This window comes from Brasilonema sp. UFV-L1 (assembly GCF_012912105.1).
GTDB lineage: Bacteria > Cyanobacteriota > Cyanobacteriia > Cyanobacteriales > Nostocaceae > Brasilonema.
Genome location: NZ_QMEA01000010.1, coordinates 1 through 23,354 on the forward strand (window position 1 = coordinate 1; position 23,354 = coordinate 23,354).

Consider the following 23,354-nt stretch of genomic DNA (forward strand, 5'->3'; position numbering starts at 1 on the left):
TAAACCCGTTACTTGTAATGAGGCACCGCAGTTTTTCCGGGTTTGATGAAACGGCTGCTGCCTCCTGAAGGCATTCTTATACGGAGCATAGGAACGAGAGGATGAGCGGAAGCAAAAAACTGCAATAGACCTCTCCAAAAATGGCTATGAAACCTTTACCGCGCTTGCACTAAAAATCATTTTTGGAGAGGTCTAATCAACGTTTTGGAGATGGACTGGTTACAGGTTTCGCAGTATCAGATGATGGTTTGGAACCCGGTTGCTGATAATAGCCTGCAACTTTTTTTACATAGTCAGCAGTGAAGCCACTGTTGCAACCTGTGTAGTTACCAGTCATCCACCAACAAGCAACGCCACGCACAGCAGCCATTTCATTATTACCAGTAGCAGTCAACTGCTTACTTAACTCCCGGCGTGTAATACATGAGACAACTTGGCGTGCTAACCCAGCATCATTTTCAAACTGTGTTGGTGTGACTTCCTTCTTAAGACAATTTTTTGACCAGCCTTTAAGGGTGTCTGGTTTGACTTGCCATTCACTATAATATCCATCATCTGCACGACCAGTTTTCGGTGCTGCTAGCCGCAGTGCTTCTACCATTGCGTTTATTTGAGTTTCAGACGCCGATGACTGTGCTTGAGCTAAAGAAGATTCTGGCAAAACGAGTGAAGACAATCCAAGACTCAAAAGAACTCCACTTACTAGTAATCGCACTGGTTTTCTCCTCACGAACTTAAACTTCTCTGTTATAGCAAAATTTGTAAAACGGAAAGCTTCGAGAATTACATAAGTCTTTTTTAAACTTTGTTTCAACTTAGGAATCATTGCAGAAAATTTCGATATCTTGAAGAGAACCCTTTCTTGAAATTAAGAAGGTGGAGATAGCAAAGCGGAAATATACAGCAGTTTGTTCGTGCGTGAGGTACAGAACCTAGACTTAAAAGCTAGCTATGAAGGCTGTTTTACTCCTGACTTCTGACTCCTGACTCAGGAATTGCTGCTGTCATAACCTTTGCTCTTATTGAGCTTGCATTTAAACTTGTTTTTTTGCAAGAAGTCAAAGTCTTGATTGGAGGTGAGCACAATGACAGGAATGTTCTTGTTTATGGGTTGCTGCTTTCTTTGGCTTATTGGTATAAGTCTCATAGCAGAAATTTGGTTTTTTGAGGAAGAGCAGCAGTTTTGACGACAATTTGTGATGTTTTTTTACCGGGGTTCCGACTGGAGAAATGGGCGGTCCACTTGGGACAAGAAATTGGGAGCGCCTTTGTAATGTTTATCTGTGAGACAAGACGCGTACCCGAAGTAATAAGGCGCTCCCAATTTCCCAGATAGAACCCCGTTTCACCCTCTTTGGTTGATCTGAAAGCCCCTCGATTGATTGCTGAGTCGCTTTGCGACACGCGCAAGGGACGCATCCGCTCGCAACGGGGTTATTAGGGTTTCGCCCATTTCTTTGTCCCAATGCGTTACCAAAAAAAATCATAAGTTGTTCCACATCTAGTTTACACATTGAGACAGCAGTGGGCAGGGGCAAGCGATCGCCCTCCAAAACCCAATACAGTTCAGTTAAGCATTTCTTTCTTCTCTTTGTGTCCTTTGCGTTCTTTGCGGTACCCTGCGGGAAGCCGCTGCGCGTCTACGTTCAAAAAATTGACTTTGACAAAGAGTTTTAGGCTTAACTGAACCGTATTGCTCCAAAACCTGTCAAGAATGTAAGCAAGTATTGGTTTTTTGTGGTGCAAAACAAAAGCCCTTCACAATGTTAAAAAGCACTGGGAAGGGTTTAAGAATTCATGGGATAGCTGGGAGTCTTTTTTATGACTGCTGCCTGTCCAGACTACAAATCCACACTAACCCATTAGTCATTTGTCAAGTAGTGAAATTCATGAGTTCTGCTCCGTTAAATTCAACTGTGAGTGAGCTTGCTTCTCTGCGGCTGATGGTTGCTTCAACCCAGTATAGATTTTTTACGAAGTCAAGAGTACCGCAATTTTGACTCGTAGTACTACTTACAGTACTACTCCAACTACCAAATTGGTCAGATTCTACTCTGCAAGTTTCAGATAAGGTTCCATCAGATTTAGAAAAACTCATTAAGCGACCAATAACCTGAAAGTCATCACCTGGTCCGTCGGGATCTTGATAGTAAATAACTAACTCGGTAAAATCTAAAGGAGTACTAGCATTAACATTAGTAACGGGACAAGTAAAACGAAGTGTATTGGTATGGTTGCCTCTATATTTAACGCGACCAGCAGCCGTAACTGCTTGATACCAGTTTCCTTGAACCGCTTCATCATCTGGAATACAACCACCACCAACAGTTTGCCATTCAACACTACCCACTATGTGATCAGCATGAGCTATTGACGGATTCAGCAAAACGAGGCTAAGTAAACAAAACAACAGAACTATTCCTCTGAGAATTTTCATGGCTATCTTTTCCTTATTAAGACGAACACACTAATCTACAGAGTGAAATTCCAGGTTTACTAACAATTTTGCTTTGAAAACACTGATTCCAGTCTTTTTCTAACTTTTTCTCACTTTTTCTGACTGAAAGCGATTGGGAATAATCGCTTTCAATATAACGGTTCTTGGTTCAGGGTAAGCGCGTCTTAAATGCTTCTGAACTGCTATTGACAAGAAGGCTAGGAACTGTAACTTAATTCCTACCCACTTCTACATCTTGAATGAGATTGACTTAGTGAAATAAATAGTTGGACTTTCTTTGTGTTAGACTGTACTAATTTATTGGGAATATATCCCCAAATCATGGTATTACAAACAGAACAAAAATACAAAAGAGATTTTACTATTGACACTCTTCGGGGTATAGCTATCTTCACAATGGTGGCTGCTAATTTAGCAGCTTTAGCTTTGAAGGAACCTCACCCATTTTGGTTTCGCTTATATGGTACTTGGGCTGCACCAATGTTTATTCTGCTATCCGGTTTCATGGTTGCCTACACCTCTAAAAAGAAAAAGTACAACTTTAGGCATTTTTTAGTTAGAGGTTTAATGTTGCTACTAATTGCAGTTCTAATTGATACTTTTATATTTCGCATTTATCCTTTTACTGGTGTTGATATTCTTTACCTAATCGCTGTTTCTTCTCCACTAGCTTACTTTTTCCAGAATTTAAAAACCTTTCCCCAATGTGCAATACTAACTGGTATTTTTCTATTAACACCTCTTCTACAAAAAACTCTGGGTTACACAGACTATCCAACTCAGTTGTATCTGTTTACAGGAAGAAGCGAAACCATTTCTAATCAAACAAGTATCATAAATCATTGGCTGATCGATGGCTGGTTTCCTCTATTCCCGTGGGTTGGATTTTCTTTTCTAGGGGTCTTATTTGCTAAATTACGCAAGTTTTACCCTTCTTTTGCTCGGAGAAATATCTTGCTTGGAGGAGGTGCAATATTTTTCGTCGGAAGTATTGTGTGGTGGTTTTATCCAGGTAAGTTGCTGACACGCGGTGGTTACAGTGAACTATTCTATCCGCCAACTATTGGCTATATTATGGTCGCGATTGGTTTAATGACAATGCTATTTTACCTTGTTGATACCAATCCATCTCTCAATATTTATAAGCCACTACAAGTCTTGGGTCAGTCTAGTTTATTTATATACATACTGCACAATGCAATCATTGCTTATGTTATCCCTAACCTGGGACTAAAAAACGATATTTTTAAATTCTTTAGCATTTACATTGTACTGGCGAGTTTGTTAATACTAATTGCTTATGGCTTAAGGGCTGTAAAAAAAAGGTGGAGAAACAGCCCCTATGTCATTAGATTTATAATTGGTGGGTAATGTCCTTTGCTTAGCGAAGTATTTAAGTAAATGATTCTCCTACAGTTCGTACATCACCATTGCCGTTCGTCAAGTATGATTTGTATTTAGCAATCAATTTTTGTCATTCTAATGAGAGATTCCCTTATGTAAGTGCATTCAGATTTAATAAAATTAGCAATAGCCGTATAGGTATACGGGCAATACCTCAATGAAGCGTGACAGAACGGGAAAATTTATCCATAGTTGGGAAAAAGAACCGAAGCAGGCAGTCAACTTATCGGTAACTAAGACAGCTTGGCAGATTCTAAAGCAGCAGGCGCGGGAACGTGGTATTTCCCGTTCTGAGTTGGTGGAACGGTATGCTCGTAGCTTGCAATCTGATTTGTCTTTCAACAAGCTTAGCTCTAATAACGTCAAGCTTGACGCTTGTCATCAAGCAGAGGAAACACAACAAAGAGCTGATAACGACTTAGAAGTATTTGTGGCAGAACGAACCTCCCAACTGTGTCAAGCTAATGCACAACTGGAAGCGCAAATTGTTGAACTGCAACGAACGATTGAAGCTTTGCAGTCGCGCAAGTTTGATTTAACTCCACTTCAGCCAGCCCAAGCAGCACTACAAGGCGATCGCGAAGTCATTCACATTCTCGAAAGCATCAGTGATGCTTTCATTGCCTATGATCGCGACTGGCGCTACACTTACGTTAATGAGGCAGCCGTACGGCTACTCAGGAAGAGCAGAAACGAACTCATTGGTAAGCGCGTTTGGGATGTGTTTCCTCCTTTATGCGGCACCAACGTTGAACGCATGCTGCACAAAGCGGTAGATGAACAAACTACGCTCGTGTTTGAGGATTATTACGCTCCTTTGGACACCTGGGGGGAAGTTCATGCTTACCCGTCTGCTGAAGGACTTTCTCTGTTTGTTCGGGATATCACCGAACGCAAGCAATTGGAACAACTACTCCACGAGAACGCACAAGCCCAAGCCAATCAACGCCAATGGCTGGAGGCGGTACTCAATCTGCTGCCCATTCCACTGGTATTTATTGAACCCCAAACGGCTCGCTTTACCTTCTCGAATCAGGCGGCAAATGAGATGGCAGGAGGTCAAATTCCTGACGATCGCCCTGCTGGGACATATGACGCAGAGTTTTCTTGCACCGATGCCACAGGGCAACTCATCCCGCCAGATCAACTTCCAGCAGTCCGGGTAGCACGAGGCGAAAGGATTCATGGGGCGGAGTTGAACTGGCACACTCCAACTGGTGTTTACTCGCTGCTCGTTTATGCAGATACCTTACCGGCAATGCACGAGCAACCAGCAACTTGCGTGATGGTGTTTCAAGATATTCGCTCTCGTAAACAGGTAGAGTTGCAACTTCAGCAAAGCCAGCGATTCATCCAACAGGTTGCCGATGCCACGCCCGGTATATTGTACATCTATGATTTAATCGAGCAGCGCAATGTCTATGTCAATCGTCAGATTGGCGAACTCCTGGGTTATACCCCAGAAGAAATTCAGGCAATGGGAAGCCAACTGTTTGTGCAACTCATGCACCCGGACGATTTTGCCACTCTTCCTGACCACTTGGAACGCTTTGAGCATGCTCAAGATGGTGAAGTGATTGAACGAGAATATCAGATGCAACATGCCAATGGAGAATGGCGTTGGCTTTGGAGTCGGGATCTTATTTTCACCCGCACACACGATGGGTTACCCCAGCAAGTGATTGGCATCTCACATGATATTAGCGAACGGCAAGCCGCGCTGCGCGAACGCAAACAAGCAGAAGAAGCTTTACGGCAACAAGCCGAGGCATTAGAGAACCAGCAGAAATGGTTGGAAGCGGTGCTTGATTTAATGCCGACGCCTATGGTATTTATCGAACCAGGAACAGCAAAGGTAACTTTTGCCAATCGAATTGCCAATGAACTGGCAGGTGGTGACTTACCCAAAAACAAATCCCTTGAAGAATATGCCGAGGCATACTACTGCACAGATGCAGCAGGTCAGCGCATTCCAACTGAGCGAATGCCTGCGGTTCTCTTAGCAAGAGGAGAAAGATTAGAAAACTATCAGATGAACTGGCATACACCTGGTGGTATTCGCTCAACTCTGTGCTATGGAGAAACGTTACCACCCATGTACGGACATTCAGCCATTTGCATTATTAGTTTTGTGGATGTCACTAAGTTGAAGCAAATTGAGGAGAATCTGCGACAGACCGAGGAACGGCTACAGCTTGCCTTATCCGGAACAGGTACGGTTGCTTGGGATATGGATTTGAGGGCAAATCATGTCGTGTGTTCTCCTAATGCTCTTGAAGTTTGGGGAATTCAAGAAGGGACGAAAGAAGACTTTTTTGCTGTTGTCCACTCTGAAGATCGGCAAAGTGTCGTCTTTGCTTATGAGCGTGCGCTAACCCCAGAAGAAGAATACGCTCAAGAATACCGCGTTATTGGTCCGGACGGAACGGCAAGATGGCTTCGCAGCCAGGGACGAGTATATAAAGATGCTGATGGTCAAGCTGTACGCATCGTAGGAATATCGATTGATATTACCGAGCATAAACAAACAGAACAAGCGCTCGCAGCAAATGGTCAACGATTAAGTCTGGCGTTGGCAGCTGCGAAAATGGGAGATTGGAGTTGGGATGCGGTAACAGATGTTGTTACATTGTCTCAACGAGCATCCGAAATTTTTGGCATTCCGTCTGGTCCTTATATGACCTGGACACAGATGCGCGACCTGCTTCATCACGAAGACCGACAGCAGGCTCGTCTCGCGGTCGAGCAAGCAATCGACTACGAGCGTGATTATGATATTGAATACCGGGTACTCCATCCCGATGGAAGCGAACGATGGGTTGCAGCAAAAGGACGTGCTCAGTATAGTGTTTCAGGAGATGTCTTGGGGATGCTAGGAGTTGTGCTCGATGTGACCGAGCGCAAACAGATGGAAGCGGAACTTCGTCGTCGAGAGCAAAGGTTCAAAACTTTAGCTGAAAATTCCCCAGATATCATCAGTCGAATCGATTCAGAATTTCGCCATCTGTATGTTAGTCCTGCTATCGAACAGGTGACTGACATTCCAGCAGAAGAATTCATTGGCAAAACGAATACTGACTTAGGTATGCCACAAGAGAATTGTAGGCTCTGGCATGAGAACTGGCAACAGATATTCACAACTGGGCAAAGTCGTTCGATAGAGTTCAGCTTTAAGGCACCTGATGGTACTCATTGGTATCATTCGCGTTTTGTACCTGAGTTTGCAGCTGATGGGACGGTCGAATCAATCATTGGCTATGCCCGTGATGTCACTTGTTACAAGCGAATTGAGCAACAACAGCGTTTTCTCGCTCAAGCATCGCAAACGTTTGCAGCGGCGAGTTTGGATTTGCAAACGGTTTTGAATACTATCACCCAACTTGTCAGTGAATATACAGGTGATGTTTGTGTGCTCAGTCTGCTGTCTGTTGATAAGCAGTGGCTTGAGCCTGTCTCTGTTTACCATGTTGATCCAGAGGTAAGACAGTTTGTGAATGAATTGTTAAGCAGTTACCCTCGCCGTGCTGATGAGGGGATTGGGGGGCGAGTGATGCAGACTGGAGTGGCTCTTTTGATGCCAGTGACATCACAGGAGGAGTTTCGTGCGGTTATCAAACCAGAGTATCAGCGCTACTTGGAGCGCTTTACAGTTTACAGCACATTGCTTGTGCCACTTAAGGTACAAGGACAAGCGATTGGAGTGTTGAGCCTGACTCGCAATCATCCCGGAGAACCTCACAATATCGATGACCAGACTTTATTTCAAGATTTAGCAGATCGGGCGGCTATGGCGATCGCCAATGCTCAACTTTATCAACAAGCTGAACTCTCACGCCAGCAAGCAGAGCAAACTGCTGATCGTAATGCACGTCTTTTATCGGTCACAGCAGCACTCTCTGAGCCGGTTACTCCCGCCCAAGTTGCGAAAGTGATTGTTGAGCAAAGCACGGCTGTTTTGAATGCCTGCTCCGCTATGGTAGCAATTCTAGATAAAAATGGTACGGAACTTGAAATCGTGCATTGTGTTGGGTACTCACAAGATTTAGGGGAATGGCGTCGTTTTCCAATCACGACACAAGTACCACTGGCAGAGGCTGTAAGAACTGGAGAATCCATTTGGGAAGAATCGACCGAAGCACGAGTAAGTCGTTATCCTCACTTGGCAGAATACTACGCTCAGTGTAATTACGCTAGTTGGATTTCGTTACCTTTAATGGTAGAGGGTCGAGCAGTTGGAGGAATATCTCTCAATTTTACTCAATTCTCACCTTTAAGTGACGATGACCGGGCGTTCGTCCTTGCTTTGACTCAACAGTGTGCTCAGGCTATAGTCCGTGCTCAATTATATGAAGCCGAACAACAAGCACTAGCCGCAGCCGTTCGCGAAGCGGCGCGTAGCGCAGCAGCTAACCGGACAAAAGATGAGTTTCTTGCTGTCCTCTCACATGAGTTGAGAACACCTATGAACCCAATTTTAGGTTGGACGAAATTCCTGCGAGCAGGCAAACTCGATCCTAGCAAGACTGCACTCGCTTTAGAAACCATTGAGCGTAATGCCAAGCTACAAGTCCAACTGATTGAAGATTTACTCAATATTTCTCGGATTTTGCAAGGCAAACTCAGTTTAAATACTTGTCCTGTTAATTTAGAATCAACAATTGAAGCGGCGCTCAAAACCGTAGATTTGGCAGCCCAAGCTAAAGCGATTCAAATTCAAACTCATTTTGAACAGAATGCAGTCAACGTTTTAGGCGATGCAACTCGTTTGCAACAAGTCATTTGGAATTTGCTCTCCAACGCTATCAAGTTTACTCCTAATGATGGGCGTGTAGAAATCCATCTCAAGCGAGTTGGAAACCAAGCACAAATTACTGTTAGCGATACAGGCAAAGGTATCAAGCCTGATTTTTTGCCCTACGTCTTCGATTACTTTCGTCAAGCAGATAGCAGTATCACTCGAAATTTTGGCGGTTTGGGGTTGGGGCTTGCGATCGCACGGCACATTGTTGAGTTACATGGGGGAACCATCCAAGCTGACAGTCCAGGGGAAGGACAGGGTGCTACCTTCACAGTCAGACTTCCTCTTATACCGACACCAACTTTAGCAATTGGGGAGGAGACATTGATGCAAGACGCACTCACTTTGCAAGGAATTCAAATCCTGGCTGTGGATGATGATGCAGATAATTTGGAATTAGTCACTTTTGTTTTAGAGCAAGCTGGTGCTAGTGTGATCTCTGTGTCTTCTGCAACCGAAGCGCTGCAAAGACTCAAGCAAACCCAGTTCAATATTTTGCTGGCAGATATTGCAATGCCTCAAATGGACGGCTACACATTGTTGCACCAAGTGAGAGCTATGCCACCAGAACAAGGGGGGGCAACTCCAGCGATCGCTCTGACTGCTTATGCAGGAGAAATGAATCAGCAGGAGGCGATTGCCGCTGGATTTCAGTTACATATTCCCAAGCCAGTTGATCCAGAAGTTTTGATTGAGGCGATCGCCCAAATTGTGTCAACTCACCCTACAGTGCGCTTGTGGTTGCGAACTTCAGAGAGATACTAATGCAGCAATAAATATTCTGAATCTTGCAAAAGCGTGAGTGTTGGGCAATCCCGTCAGGTACGGCTACAGGAGTCGGAATCAATACGCTACTTGGTGAGACAGCGCTGCGGGAGGGCAACTCTGGTAGAGCAAATTCTGACATAGAATGTAGAATGCCCTGGCTTTTCGTTAAGATGAGCGGTTAAGATGAGCGGAGCGAAATCTTAACAGCCAGGGGAGTGTCAAAGTTCGATGAATATTCAACAACCAAAGATTTTAATTGTTGATGACCATCGCTTACTGCTGAATGGAACAATTAGCTTGGTAAGCGAACGCTATCCCGATGCACTTGTATTATCAGCCCAAACTGCACACTCAGCCCTTGCTGAGGTTGCCCAGCATTCTCCTGACTTGGTAATTGTGGATTTATCCATACCACAAACAGCAGAAACAACAGCGCAAATAGAAAATGGATTGGGGTTGCTGTCACAATTAATGAAGAATTATCCCCATCTTAACCTGATGGTGCAAAGTAGTAACATCAAAGCCTTAATTCGCTTGATGCCAGAAATTGATGCCCATCAAGGAGGATTTACAATTGTAGATAAAAGTTCGAGTGTAGAAACCTTTTTAACCCGGATGGATTGGTCAATCCAGGGACTGACCCATACTAAAGATATTCAAGGGGATTTGGAAGTCAAACCAGAGTGGTTGGAGGTACTGCGACTTGCGTTTGAAGAAGGATTGCAAGATAAAGCAATCGCGAGCACCATGTATAAATCCGAACGCATGATTCGCCATTACTGGTCAAAAATTCAAGATGCATTAGAAATTTATCCGGAAGAAGGAAAAAATATTCGGGCATTGACCCAAATTCGTGCGCGCGAAAAAGGGTTAATTGACTGATTAACTAATGATGAAGTTAAAGGTGCAACGTCTATGATTTTAGATTCTCATAGTACACTAAAGCGTCGAATTGCTTTGGGTATTTTGAGTTTGATGACTATCGGTGCAACTATTTCCACGATTATTCATCGACTGAACCCCCAACAAAAGCGAATTTACCTAATAGTACCTCCCCTGTTTGCAATTACATCCTTAATATTACTAATTCGTCTTTATACAAAACCGCAGGCTTTACAACAAGTAATATATCTAGGTTTATTTGAGGCTGTCATTTTTGTGGTGTTTCCCTCTTGGTTTGTAACTATAGAAGCGTTTACCTCAAAGACTACCCTTGTGGGAAGTTTGCCCCCCAGTACCTCAGGATTATTCTTGTTGACAACGTGTATGCTGATAACCCTGCGTCCCCAACAATTGCTGAGGGCAATTATACTCACCTGGATAGCGGTCGCATCTCCCATTTTAACTTACTTAATCCTCAACCCAGTAGAATTGCGTAGCCCACGAGGAATGGATTTACTCATCTCTCTGGGACCAGTTATGGGAGTACAAAGTATCATAATTCTATTACATACTCGTCTCCAGTCGATAGTAGAACGTTTGTATGCCGAGCGTCTCCAATATTATGCTCAAATCATCGAACGGCAAAGTATTCGCCAAAAAGCGATGGAACAAGCCTTTACCCAAATTCATAATGGTCCATTGCAAACCTTGGCACTCCTCCACAGAGATGTGCAACAACAGCAGATAGCTTCTCCAGAACTTTTACAGCGCTTACATGACCTCAACACAGAAATTCGGGCAGTAGGACGCAGCCTAATAGATGAAAATGATACTGATAACAAACCATTGGAGACGCCAACAGCCTTAGAATTAGTAATCTCTGAAAATACCCTCCGCTTAGGGGAAGGAACCAGTATCAACCTCAATCTTCCCCTGCATAATTTATTACACGAGGTCTATTCCCTGACTCTCAAGCGTAATCTACCTTACTTTCAAACGATTAAAGTTAAAGTACGGAATTTTGCACCCATTAATCAACCGGACCTCACCCTAGAAATAAAACGTGATTTGTGTTTGTGGTTAGAGGAAGCCCTGTGTAATGTGGGTAAACATGCCCAAGGTGTAACTCGGATTATAGCAACAGGAGAACAACAACAGAACAAATACATCCTTAAGGTACAGGATAATGGCTGTGGGTTAAAACCCGGACAGCAAGAGGGAACAAAGCACAGCTACTTATTAGCAAAAAGGTTGTCCGGGGAATTTCGTCGGGAGTCTTTACCCAAAGGAGGTGTATTGTGTGAACTTTCTTGGTTCGTGGGATGATTGCCGAAAAGTGTAATACCAAATGGTCAAAAATCACCATAAGTATTGTCTGCAACTATCAATAATTTTCCTTTCATATTCGACCATACTGAAATCATCGTTCCCCGAACAAATGATTTTACAAGGTGATTGAATTATGAATATTAAAGTTATCGCTTTAGCTGCTATTCTTGGTTTCTCCGCGCCTGCAATTACAGATATTGCTTTAAATACGCAAACTGCTGTAGCTATGCCTACAGATTTTGTTCGTCCGACAGGTGCTTTTGTAGATAACAATCAAGAATGGGTTGTAAAGCTTAATTTAGACCAGTTTGGTATTTATACTTATGAAGGTCAAAATATCAAAAAAGGAAGTGATCTAACTTTAAAAAACTCAGAAATGTCTGGCAATAGTCAAAGTTACACTTATACTTTCAAAAATGAAAATTACAAATATATTATTACTTATCAACCAGCAGACACAAAACATATTCGTCTTACAGTTGTTAATCCCCAGGGAAGTACAATCTTAAATAAACTGATGGCAAAGGTATGAACTGATAGAGATGTTTAGACTATTTCCTTGAGGGAAAACATCATATTTAAGTAGGTGCAGCCTATCTACATTGACTGCACCTGTTTCTCTTAGCAGTATAGGAATAAGGGATAGGGGTTATGGATAGAGCGTTGATGGTGCAATGGCTAATTGTATTAGTGATAGTGGGAATAATCCTGTACATTCTATATCTATGCTTGCATTTGTGGCACCAAAAATATCTTCTATCACAACAACTCCAGCTTCAAAAAGATTTAATGGAAAAGACATTTGCTTCAATTCACAATGGTCCATTGCAAACGTTGGGGTTTCTCATTAGAGAAGTGGAAATTCATCAAGTAAATAAACAAGAATTACTAGAGTATTTACGTAGTATTTACCAAGCTATTTCAGTGGATATTGAAAACCTAAATCTTTCGCATTCCACGAAAAACAGATAAATCTAAAATCCTTAGTAAATTTAATAGTACGCCATATTTCAGGTAAATTTGGTTAAAAATGACATGATACGGTACCCAGTCTCTAGTGAGCGAGTCTGGGTCTTTTATTTTACCAATAAGTAAGATAGGCAGGAAAGACTGTCCTATAGCTGCTCGGTATGCCAGTGTCCGACTATGCACGCTCTCTTATGCAGAGAGAGAAAAAAATTCAACCCAAATGCTTTGACAGCGACCTCCGTCTTCTTATGCCTGTCTTAAGGGAATCTAGCGTTTCCAAGCAGTATTGGGAGGGGGAGGGAAGAATTTGGAGCGATTTTTAACCCATTGCCGAAAAGTGTAATGGACTATGGACAAAAATCACAATTGCCTTTGTCTGCAATTATCAATGATTCCCCTGAGATATTCGACCATACTGAAAACATCAAACACAAACAAATTGATTTCAAAAGGAGAAAGTTATGCCAGTAGATAATCAAGACCGTACATTGAAACTTGGCGATCAAGGAGATGATGTCAAGCATTTGCAAGAAGATCTGAATCTTCTAAAATATGGACCATTGACAGTTGATGGTGACTTTGGCACAAAAACAGAAGCTGCGGTCAAACGTTTTCAAAGCAAGAACAACTTGGTTGTAGATGGAATTGTTGGACCACAAACTTGGCAAGTTTTACATGAACAAGCAGCAAGGGCAAGAAGAGCCAGTTAGTTGAAGAAGCGCAAAAATCACAGTCTAAAAAGCTTATTCAATAGTCAGGTGGCTGATGCCACCCAGCCCTGCAAATCGTTGGTGATTCCGGTCAGTAAATTAACAACAAACAAATAAGGAGAAAGTTATGCCAGTAGATAATCAAGACCGTACATTGAAACTTGGCGATCAAGGAGATGATGTCAAGCATTTGCAAGAAGATCTGAATCTTCTAAAATATGGACCATTGACAGTTGATGGTGACTTTGGCACAAAAACAGAAGCTGCGGTCAAACGTTTTCAAAGCAAGAACAACTTGGTTGTAGATGGAATTGTTGGACCACAAACTTGGCAAGTTTTACATGAACAAGCAGCAAGGGCAAGAAGAGCCAGTTAGTTGAAGAAGCGCAAAAATCACAGTCTAAAAAGCTTATTCAATAGTCAGGTGGCTGATGCCACCCTACCCTGCAAATCGTTGGTGTATTCCGGTCAGTAAATTAACATTTATCGAGTTTTACACAGGACTCTTCGGATTTCTTATGTTTCGTAAAATTAAATCAAGATGATGAAAAGACGGACATTTCTATCAGCAACTGGTTTGACAGGAGCTGCACTACTTGGGTCTCAACTTCTGATTCAATCCAACACTTCGGCAATTGCACAAACATCTGGATATAAAAAGCCCAATATCCTTGTGATTGTCGTAGACCAACTACGCACTCCACAATGGTTCCCAGCACAAGCTACTCTCGACAATTTTCTAAGCGCGATCGCTCAATTACGAAAGAGTTCTGTCAGCTTCACACGGTACTATACAGCAGCAACAGCCTGCACTGCGGCTCGCGGTACATTGGTAACAGGTTTATACTCCCACCAAACGTTTGTGATGGATACACATTTGAACGAGGGTGGTGATGGTGGTAGTGTACTCATTAAAGCGCCAGCGCCAAGCCTTAACCCTGGCTTTCCTACCTGGGGAAAACTGTTGCGAACTCACTTTGGTTACAGTACATGGTGGTTCGGTAAATGGCATTTATCCACCACAGATTCCCTGGAACCCTACGGATTTAGTGGAGGAACTTATCCTTCCCCCAATGGTAATCCCGGAGAAGGTTTAGCAGTAGACCCTTACATTGTCAACGGCGGTACACCTCCTCAAGGGATTCAAGCCACCCAACAGTTCGCCGAGTGGCTCAATTCCAACGGTGCCAAAAATACTCCTTGGTGTACAACCCTCAGCTTAATAAACCCCCATGACATTTCTTGGTATCCCCGTGGGACGGAGCAGATACCAGCAGAAAGCAACCCGCCAAGTGTCTTCAAAGGTAAGATTCCCAACTTTGAGACTCCCGTCGAGTTAGCGAAAAAGCCCCGGTTGCAAGAAGCATTTCGCCGAGCAACAAACATAGGGGCTGGCTTCGTACCACCAAAATTCGGAGAACCCTGGCTGAAACTGTTGGATTCATACCTACTATTCCAACAATTTGTGGACACTCAAATTGGGAAAGCACTTGATATCTTAGAAAACTCCCCCTATGCCCAAAATACCATCATCGTGTTTACCTCAGACCACGGCGAGTATGGCGGTTCTCACGGGTTGCGCGGTAAAAGTGGTGCTGTCTATGAAGAAGCAATTAATGTTCCTCTTTACATCAAAGACCCAACTAAACAGTGGGTCTCCACCCCAGGAACAGAACGGACACAACTGTGTTCTAGCGTAGATATTGTTCCCCTGTTGCTTACCTTCGCTAGTGGAGATAATAGATGGCGCACCCAACCAGCATTCGAGCATTTAAATACACGTTTGGATATCGCCCAAATCCTACGCAAACCAAATGCGTCAGGTCGCCCCTACGTTCTTCATACTACAGATGAACTGGTGTTAGAGTTGATAGGCAAACTGCTAGTTTTAGGCGATACCCCAAATCATGTTATTGGATATCGCACAGACAAAGCGAAACTAGGAGCTTATAACTTCTGGCGTTCTGGCACCATAGATATTGAAACCAAAGGTATGGAAGCAGAACTTTACAACTACAGTACAGCTTCTGGACAGCAGGAATTAGATAACGTCAGCACCAGTCAACCCAAATTGTACCAACAACTTGTTAGCAATCTGTTTAATGACGCTATTCCCAATGAGTTGCGTAAACCTCTACCGACACCAGAACTGCAAGCCATACAACAACAAGCATTAAAAGACTATTTGTCCTTCGCCGAGCAGACAACCAAGACAAAAAGCAGGCTGGATAAAACAGATGAACGTCTCGAGGCTTTAAGTGCTGCAATTGCTAATTTGTAGCTTCACACCTTGAGAGCGGAAAATTTTGGGGGCAAGTAACTGTAATCCAATTCTTGCTCACGCTAACGGTACTCGTTTTTCTAATTTCACCTCAAAACGTTCTCCCGGTTTCGGATCTATCACCCGTGCCAGCAAATTGTTCTTTACAAGTAATGAACGAAATTCCTCAATGCTTCCCTTCGTTTGAACAAAAGAGTTGAGTAATCCCTCAAAAACCACATCTCCTCCAGCTGCTGTAGATAGCATGACTTGGGGTTGCAACCACTGAGCAACTTCTAAGGCGCATTTATTCCCTTTGATAATTGAGCCAACCAAAGGTAAAGCCAAGTCAATCAAAGGAGTGATAACGACATCCACTGAAGCAATTTCTTTAAGTGTGGGGGAATGATTTCCATGAGGCTCGTAATAGAGAGTAAAATCGCTTTCCAATTCTTTAAGGAGATATCCATTTTCTACCAAAGTTACACCGACTTGTGAGCCAGGAGTTGCTTTAATTTCAACGCTTTGATTGAAAACGAAAGTTTCCCCATGAGCGAGTGCTGTGACTTGAGTGTAATTTAACTGCTGTACAACCTTGGCAGCATTGGGAGAAGCTACAACTGGAATATTGCGATCAAGCCGCTTGAGCGTTGGTGGATGAGCATGGTCTTCCAAACCTTGAGATAGTAAGATTAGATCAATATTCTCTGGTATTAGGCGATCATGCGATCGCGAGCCTTTAAAGAACCAATCCTGACCGCCAAAAGTTAACACATCAACTAGCCAAGGATCAAGAAGTATTCGTTGTCCTCCGATTTCAAGTAGCCAAGAATTGTTGTCTAACCAAGTTAAATACATAAAGTTTTGTAAAGATAACACCTAAATTTATTATGAACTAACCAATGTCCTGAAGCATTTGGACATGCTTGTGTAGTGGTGCGAGTGTATTTGCAGTCATCATCCCACTAGCGGCGACTGCGGGTAAACCAATACCAGGAAAAGTTGAGTCTCCACAACACAAAAGTCCTGGAATAGGTGTACTAGAACCAGGAAAAAAACCTTTTCCAGCCGGAATTGCTGGACCATATGAACCTCTGTGGCGTCGCAGAAAACGCTCGTGCGTCAGTGGTGTACCAACCAGTGTGACATCGCAACGCGAGCGAATATCTGGAATGATTCGTTCTAAAGCTTGCCACATAACTTCTGCACGCAACTGCTTTTGTTGCGCATACTCCTCACTTTTTCGGTTCATTCCTTTCCACAAGTCGTAAGGTTCGTTTCCAGGAGTGTAAACGTGAATGACGTGCTTTTCGGGTGGTGCTAATGAGGGATCTAAAACCGAGGGAATAGATACCAAGACGACATTTTGAGGAGCTGTTACACCGTTTTCCCAGTTATTAACAACTATATAATGACACGCAAGGTCGCAACACAATCCTTGTGCATCAATACCTAGATGGAGATGCATAAAACTATCGCACTCAGGTGTTGCTTGTCGCTGTTCCTGAAATTGTTTTGGTAAGACTCCTTGTGGAAGCAACTTGAGTGTATCCCATACCGATGCATTAGAAATGACTGCTTGACGCGCTTTTATTTGTTTCCCACCACGCAAACCCACACCTACCGCACGCTTTTCTTCTACAAAAATTTGCTCAACATGAGCGTTCAACATCAATTGACCCCCGTGGCGTTCCAGTCCCCGTACTAAAGCGTTAACTAAAGCACCACTCCCACCGATAGGATAGTCAAGCACAACGCCTGGTCGATACCAATCTGCAAACATAAATGCTACCTCTGCGGCGCTGGTTCCATCTGCTGGTAGTCCGGAGAGAAGAAAACACAGCAAGTCAAGCCAGTTACGTATGAAAGAGTCTTTGATGACACCGTTCATAATTCGGCTAAACGGTCCCGTAAGCTTGGGAATATCTGCAATATGTTGGAATAAAGACGGGGCAAATCTGCTTACAGTCATAATCGCGCCAATATCAAAACGCAAGGCTGCTGGTGGTAGTGCAGTTGCAGCACGCGCTAGTGGTTCCATCACACGCTGTAGTGTACGCCACTCAGCGACAGCTTCATCACCACGAAACCGTTTTAGCACTTCACAAAACTGGTCATCACCAACTGAGGTGTCAAAATCTCCTTCTGGTAAACAGCATCCCCATGTATTGTAAGTTTTGCAAGGTAACTCCTCACCTATTGCATCTAGCACTTGTCTGAGAGGATTGGCAGAAGGACTGTAAGATAATCCAGAATAGAGCGATGGACCTGAGTCGAATTGAAATCCATCACGCTCAAAAGCATGCGCCGCACCACCTGGGATTGAGTGACTTTCGCAAACTGTGACATCAAAACCATATCGCGCCAGAAGAGCTGCACAGCTTAAACCACCAATACCACTACCAATAACAATAATATCTGTATCTTTATTACCTAAGATAGATGCAGTTTCAGAAGAAGTCTGATTTTTCACTTATCCTATTCCGTGCTAGTCTTTACGCATAATTCAAGCGTATTGTAACCTACTGTAACAATTATTAAGAGGCGGCAACAGAATTGCACATTATGCCAAAAACCCGATTATGGTCACCGGGTTTTCAATACTAGAGTGGGGTTATATCCCCTTCAGCTCATATAGATGTTTAGTTATAAATAATTAGACTTTGGATAAAGAAGTAAACGTAGGATTTTTCTATGTTTTAAGTATTAATACTTGCTGGACTCGGAATAATAATTAATTTTGGCTTATTAACATAATATATTATCTGCTTGAAAGGAAACCCGCAGCTTACTATTGTAATTTTTTTTGAAAAAAGTATTATTTTATTCTTTTTGATTGAATGTAGTTCAATGATAACCGAGTGCTACACATTCGGGTGCGGAATGTGGGATCCAACATGACTTGTCACCTTTAGCATCCGATTGGAATGACTGTACCGTATAGGCTGTGCTTTCTCCTAAACCCTTTGTAATCAAGCTTTTTGAGACTTAACGGGAAAAGTCAGGTTGTGTTTTGTGTTGGCTTATATTAGGTGGAAAAATGTAACCTGGTAAAATTACTGCCTAAAATAATCGAAGGAAATTGTTGCAATTCAGAAAACAGTATAGTATATTTATCTTAGGTGATAATACGGAAAAAGCATTTCCTTGGACGATTGTCCGTCATTGGTGCAGTCTCTTGGAAGTAAGCTTATGGGTCTTGCTCTACCTTAGATTCTGTTGATTTTCAGTCAACTAGCTTGGTTTCTTGTGTTATTGATTTAATTACTGGGGTTGTTACCTTTACATTTATCTACCCAGGGTTTTTTACATTTACGTCTACCTACAGACTACTCTTAGTAGCCAGTGCAAACGAGCATTATAAATCATAAATAGATAATAGATACTGCCTGATCAATTCACTGGAAACAATTTTCTCAATACCTTTATATAAAAAGAAAAAATTAAGACATGACTCCTAGGCTTGTCAGGAGTCACTATCATTCAACAGCGCATTATTGATGCGCGGAGTTGGGCTTCGATGGTCTTTGTGATCTCAGTCCCTCCAACGTAACCTTTTTTGTCGTGCGTCCACTAATAAGAAGGTCGAATTGCGGAGATAGTGTAACTGAAATTAGAAATATTTAAGGGAGATCGAATTGCACAAAAGGTGTGACAGAAATCGCAAACGTTCAAAGCGACGAGCTATTTATTGTCCAACTCATCAATGCTATCTCAACAGCATGAGTCAAAAGTATCCATTGTTTGCTGATCGCGCCGAACAACTACACCAACGGGGAATCAGCAGACAAAAGGCCTTAATGTTAATGGCGAAAAAGACTGCAATTTCCTTAGACTGTGAATGGTTGGAAGCATTCTGGTGTGAGCAGTGTAATGAATCAAAGTGGTATCACGTCAAAAAGCAGGCTTGCATCTATCACGTATCAGTAGCATCACCAGAACTTTGGCGACAAGCAGTGGGCGTCATTCATCTCGAAGGAAATCCTTCGGTTGGTGAGTTTACTCGCCGACATGCACGGAAAGTTGGATATAACGGCAAGGATCTTTGATTCAGAGGTTGAGTCAGTTGCGATAAGCCGGAGGCTTGACGCTGCGCGTATCGCAATTGAATGTATCAGTAGGATTAATATCTGCTAGTATGGATGATCTATCAAAATTTGAAGAAATTGATTTTCAAAAATATTTGCAGGTTCTGCAACGACGCTGGGTATCTGGGGTAGGAGTTTTTGGAGCAGTTGTTACCCTTGCATCTTTATATGCACTCTCATTGAAACCTACATATAAGGCAGAGGCAAATCTCCTGATTAAGACGAATCAAACTTCCTCACTAACAGGGTTAGGGGAAGCTATAGGAGCTATAGGACGGCTTGAATCTTTGGCTTTGACAAACAATCCGTTAGATACTCAGGCAAAAATAGTTGCATCTGTTCCAGTTATTGAGGAAACAATTGATTCACTTGCTCTCAAAGATGACAAAGGCAAACGGCTTAAAATCCGAGATTTTACTAAAAGACTTAAAATAGAAAGTGTAAAAGGAACTGATATCCTGCAAATTTCCTATACAGATAAAAATCCTAAGCTAGCTGCAGAAGTCGTCAACAAAGTTATCGAGATTTATATCAGGAATAACATAGAGGCGAATCGGGCTGAGACTGCCTCAGCTGGCAAGTTTATTAGTCAGCAGCTTCCCGATACTGAAAACGCCGTAAGAAGAGCAGAGACAGCCTTGCGTAGATTCAAAGAGAAAAATAAAGTAATCGCTTTGCAAGAAGAAGCAACTGCATCAGTCAATCGGATTTCCAAGTTAGAAGAGGAAATTTCTCAAGCCCAAGCTAAACGAGCTGATGCTATTGCTCGCTCGCAAAAGTTACAGAATCAGGCGAAGGTTGATTCACAGCAAGCTGTAACCGTTGCACAGTTGAGTCAAATACCTGGAACTCAAAAACTACTGGAACAGCTTCAGGAAGCTCAAAGCCAGCTTGCGGTTCAGCAAACCCGTTTACAGCCAGAACACCCTACTATTATTAATTTGTCAGAAAAAATTGCTGCTCTTAAGAGCTTGCTACAACAGCGGACAGAGCAGGTTCTTGGCAGCAAACAGCAAGTTAGTATGGGTAATTTACAGATTGGAGAACTGCGACAACAGCTAATTCAGGATTTTGCTCGCTCTGAGGCAGAGCGTGTCGGTTTAGAAAGACAAATTACTACACTACATAATGAAAGATCTGCCTACAAAGAACGAGCAAACATTTTGCCTCAGCTAGAACAGACACAGCGACAGCTTGAGCGGAATCTGAAAGCAGCTCAAACGACTTACGAAACTCTTTTGACGAGACTGCAAGAGATCCGGGTAGCAGAGAACCAAAATATTGGAAATGCCCGTGTCATCTCCCCTGCCTTGGTACCCGATCTACCGTCTGGTTCTCGAAAGAAACTGATTATCGGCGGTGGGGCAGTTGCTGGTATCTTGCTTGGTGTAATTGCTGCCTTCAGTTTAGATTTGATCGACCGCTCGGTTAAGACGGTTAAAGAAGCCAGGGAATTATTCCAATACACCCTGCTGGGTGTCATTCCTTCAGTAAGTAGGAGTGGCAAAAAGAGTTATTCTCTTCCCAAAGTGATTGGTAGGGATATTCCCCACTTTCCTGTGGGTGATGCATACCAAATGTTGCAAGCGAACTTGAAGTTCTTGAGTTCGGATAAAAAGCCAAAAGCGATTGTGGTTACGAGTTCCGCCTTCAAAGAGGGAAAGTCTGAGGTGGCTGCAAATTTAGCTGTGGCAATGGCTCAAGTGGGGCGTCGGGTACTGTTGGTGGATGCGGATATGCGTCATCCAGTCCAGCATCATGTCTGGGACATGACGAATGCAGTGGGTCTGTCTAATATCATTGTTGATCAACTTCCCATAGATACAGCTGTGCAGGAAGTCATGCCCAACCTCTACGTTCTTCCCTCTGGAGTTTTGCCTCCTAACCCAGTAGCGCTGCTAGATTCCAAGCGGATGGCTGCATTAGTCGCTTCTTTTGCACAAGAATACGACTTCGTCATTTTTGATACCCCAACTTTAGCAGGAACAGCGGATGCTGCTGTTTTAAGCAAGCTATCTGACGGCATCTTATTAGTAGTTCGTCCTGGGGTAAGTGACTATAGCAGTGCCAATGCGGCTAAAGAGTTTCTGAATCAGTCCGGTCAAAATGTTTTGGGCATGGTGATTAACGGCGTGAACGTGAAACGTGAACCTGACAGCTATTTCTATTACACGAAAGATTCGACTGAGGCAGGTTTTGCACCTGGAAATTCTGTACTTACAGAAATAAATACATCAGGGTTTATACGAAAGGAGGATGTTTAATGCACAGGCTCACTGTGTATTTACGCTCAAAAAGCAACGATTTCGACAAACTACAACAAATTTGATGCTACGTAAGTTCAACATTCAGAAGTTATCAGTTCTCAAATCTAATTCTCGGCTACGTGCGATTATTGCAAATACAGGTTGGCTATTTACTGACCGCATTCTTCGCATGGGTGTGGGTCTTCTGATTGGAGTCTGGATTGCACGTTACTTAAGAGTGCAGCAGTATGGTCTTTTAAACTACGCAATTGCCTTTGTCTCCCTGTTCAGTCCATTTGCCACCTTAGGGTTAGACAACGTGGTAGTTCGCGATCTTGTGAGAGACTCATCGCACAGGAAGCAAATTTTAGGAACAACTTTCTGGCTGAAACTACTTGGTGGAGTTGGCTCTCTATTGTTATCAGTTAGTTTTATCTGTTTGATACGTCAGGATGAAAACTTGACTATCTGGTTAGTAGCAATTTTAGCAACCGCAGGAATTTTTCAGGCTTTGGACACAATTGATCTTTGGTTTCAGTCTCAAGTGCAATCAAAGTATACAGTAGTTGCTAAAAATACAGCATTTGTAATCATTACTCTAATCAAAGTCGCTTTGATTAAGATGCATGCATCATTGATTGCTTTCGCTTGGGCGAGTTTGGCAGAGATTGGATTGGGTGCTGTGGGTTTAGCGATCATTTACAAAGTCAAGGGTCACCCACTATTGGTGCGGGGTTGGAATTTTCCTCTTGCTAAGGCTCTCCTCAAGGAAAGCTGGCCTTACATTTTTTCCAGTTTAGCCATTCTCATTTACATGAAAATTGATTTAATTATGCTAGGGCAAATGGTTGGAGATAATGCTGTAGGTATTTACTCAGCTGCAACTCGTATTTCTGAGGTTTGGTATTTTATTCCAACAGCCATCACTTCTTCAGTCTCTCCCTCAATTTATGCAGCAAAGCAAATAAGTGAAGATTTGTATTATCGGCGCATAGGGCAATTACTTCGTTTGCTGGTATTGCTTTCTCTGGTAATTGCCTTACCAATGACATTCTTGTCAGGAACAATAACTTCTATGCTGTTTGGTAATGCTTATGCAGGAGCAGGACCTATTTTGGCAATTCATATCTGGGCTGCGTTGTTCGTCTTTATGGGACTTGCTATATCACCTTGGTTTAATGCTGAGAGTTTGGCTCACCTTTCTATGTACATAACTTTTATGGGAGCAATTATCAATGTGGTGTTAAATCTATTTCTTATTCCTTCTTACGCTGGACTTGGTGCAGCAATTGCTACCGTAATTTCTTACGGCTTTGCCTCATTTTTAAGCAATGTTATTCATCCCAAGACCCGTAAAATATTTAGGCTTCAGATTCAATCTCTTATTATGATGCGTTAATCCTGACTTTTCATGGCATGTAGAAAAGACTATTTTGAGGGTT

The 23,354-nt window shown here is 42.8% G+C and carries 16 protein-coding genes; 12 read left to right on the plus strand and 4 right to left on the minus strand.

The annotated features are described in order from the left end of the window. Nucleotides 1-196: 196 nt before the first annotated feature. Both DP117_RS05175 and DP117_RS05180 read right to left on the minus strand, forming a co-directional pair. On the minus strand, nt 197-715 hold the full coding sequence (locus tag DP117_RS05175; protein WP_169217267.1) for a hypothetical protein: 519 nt from the start codon (nt 713-715) through the stop codon (nt 197-199). A gap of 1,158 nt (nt 716-1,873) precedes the next feature. After that, nucleotides 1,874-2,437, minus strand: a complete 564-nt coding sequence (locus tag DP117_RS05180; protein WP_169217268.1) for a hypothetical protein — start codon at nt 2,435-2,437, stop codon at nt 1,874-1,876. A gap of 342 nt (nt 2,438-2,779) precedes the next feature. Here DP117_RS05180 and DP117_RS05185 point away from each other — a divergent pair, with 342 nt between their 5' ends. From DP117_RS05185 to DP117_RS05225, 9 genes are all read left to right on the plus strand, one after another. Further along, nucleotides 2,780-3,829, plus strand: coding sequence for a heparan-alpha-glucosaminide N-acetyltransferase domain-containing protein (locus tag DP117_RS05185; protein ID WP_169217269.1), 1,050 nt, complete (start codon nt 2,780-2,782; stop codon nt 3,827-3,829). 190 nt (nt 3,830-4,019) lie between these two features. Next, nucleotides 4,020-9,425, plus strand: a complete 5,406-nt coding sequence (locus tag DP117_RS05190; protein WP_169217270.1) for a PAS domain S-box protein — start codon at nt 4,020-4,022, stop codon at nt 9,423-9,425. A gap of 231 nt (nt 9,426-9,656) precedes the next feature. Next, nucleotides 9,657-10,310: a response regulator transcription factor gene (locus DP117_RS05195; RefSeq protein WP_169217271.1), complete on the plus strand. Its 654-nt coding sequence runs from the start codon at nt 9,657-9,659 to the stop codon at nt 10,308-10,310. A gap of 33 nt (nt 10,311-10,343) precedes the next feature. Beyond that, a complete protein-coding gene (locus tag DP117_RS05200; protein ID WP_169217272.1) occupies nt 10,344-11,636 on the plus strand; it encodes a hypothetical protein in 1,293 nt (430 codons plus the stop codon). 136 nt (nt 11,637-11,772) lie between these two features. After that, the gene (locus DP117_RS05205) at nt 11,773-12,171 is read left to right on the plus strand and encodes a hypothetical protein (RefSeq protein ID WP_169217273.1); all 399 of its coding nucleotides are present in this window, start codon (nt 11,773-11,775) and stop codon (nt 12,169-12,171) included. Nucleotides 12,172-12,290: 119 nt separating this feature from the next. Then, nucleotides 12,291-12,611 carry a hypothetical protein gene (locus DP117_RS05210; protein ID WP_169217274.1) on the plus strand — a complete coding sequence of 107 codons (321 nt, stop codon included), beginning with the start codon at nt 12,291-12,293 and terminating at the stop codon, nt 12,609-12,611. A 458-nt stretch (nt 12,612-13,069) separates the two neighbouring features. Then, a complete protein-coding gene (locus tag DP117_RS05215; protein WP_169217275.1) occupies nt 13,070-13,318 on the plus strand; it encodes a peptidoglycan-binding domain-containing protein in 249 nt (82 codons plus the stop codon). Nucleotides 13,319-13,445: 127 nt separating this feature from the next. Next, nucleotides 13,446-13,694 (plus strand): peptidoglycan-binding domain-containing protein, encoded by a 249-nt coding sequence (locus DP117_RS05220; RefSeq protein ID WP_169217275.1) that lies wholly within the window; start codon nt 13,446-13,448, stop codon nt 13,692-13,694. A gap of 165 nt (nt 13,695-13,859) precedes the next feature. Then, entirely contained in the window at nt 13,860-15,599 is a 1,740-nt protein-coding gene (locus DP117_RS05225) for a sulfatase-like hydrolase/transferase (RefSeq protein WP_211175928.1), read from the plus strand. 57 nt (nt 15,600-15,656) lie between these two features. Here DP117_RS05225 and DP117_RS05230 read toward each other — a convergent pair whose 3' ends face one another. Both DP117_RS05230 and DP117_RS05235 read right to left on the minus strand, forming a co-directional pair. Then, nucleotides 15,657-16,436 carry an MBL fold metallo-hydrolase gene (locus DP117_RS05230; protein WP_169217276.1) on the minus strand — a complete coding sequence of 260 codons (780 nt, stop codon included), beginning with the start codon at nt 16,434-16,436 and terminating at the stop codon, nt 15,657-15,659. A gap of 37 nt (nt 16,437-16,473) precedes the next feature. Next, nucleotides 16,474-18,051 carry an NAD(P)/FAD-dependent oxidoreductase gene (locus DP117_RS05235; protein WP_339380982.1) on the minus strand — a complete coding sequence of 526 codons (1,578 nt, stop codon included), beginning with the start codon at nt 18,049-18,051 and terminating at the stop codon, nt 16,474-16,476. 1,165 nt (nt 18,052-19,216) lie between these two features. Between DP117_RS05235 and DP117_RS05240 the strand changes: the two genes are divergently transcribed. The 3 genes from DP117_RS05240 (at nt 19,217) to DP117_RS05250 (ending at nt 23,311) form a co-directional block, all read left to right on the plus strand. Further along, entirely contained in the window at nt 19,217-19,627 is a 411-nt protein-coding gene (locus tag DP117_RS05240; RefSeq protein ID WP_169217277.1) for a hypothetical protein, read from the plus strand. A gap of 89 nt (nt 19,628-19,716) precedes the next feature. Next, nucleotides 19,717-21,930 (plus strand): polysaccharide biosynthesis tyrosine autokinase, encoded by a 2,214-nt coding sequence (locus DP117_RS05245; protein WP_169217278.1) that lies wholly within the window; start codon nt 19,717-19,719, stop codon nt 21,928-21,930. 64 nt (nt 21,931-21,994) lie between these two features. Continuing rightward, a complete protein-coding gene (locus DP117_RS05250) occupies nt 21,995-23,311 on the plus strand; it encodes a flippase (RefSeq protein ID WP_169217319.1) in 1,317 nt (438 codons plus the stop codon). Nucleotides 23,312-23,354 lie beyond the last annotated feature (43 nt).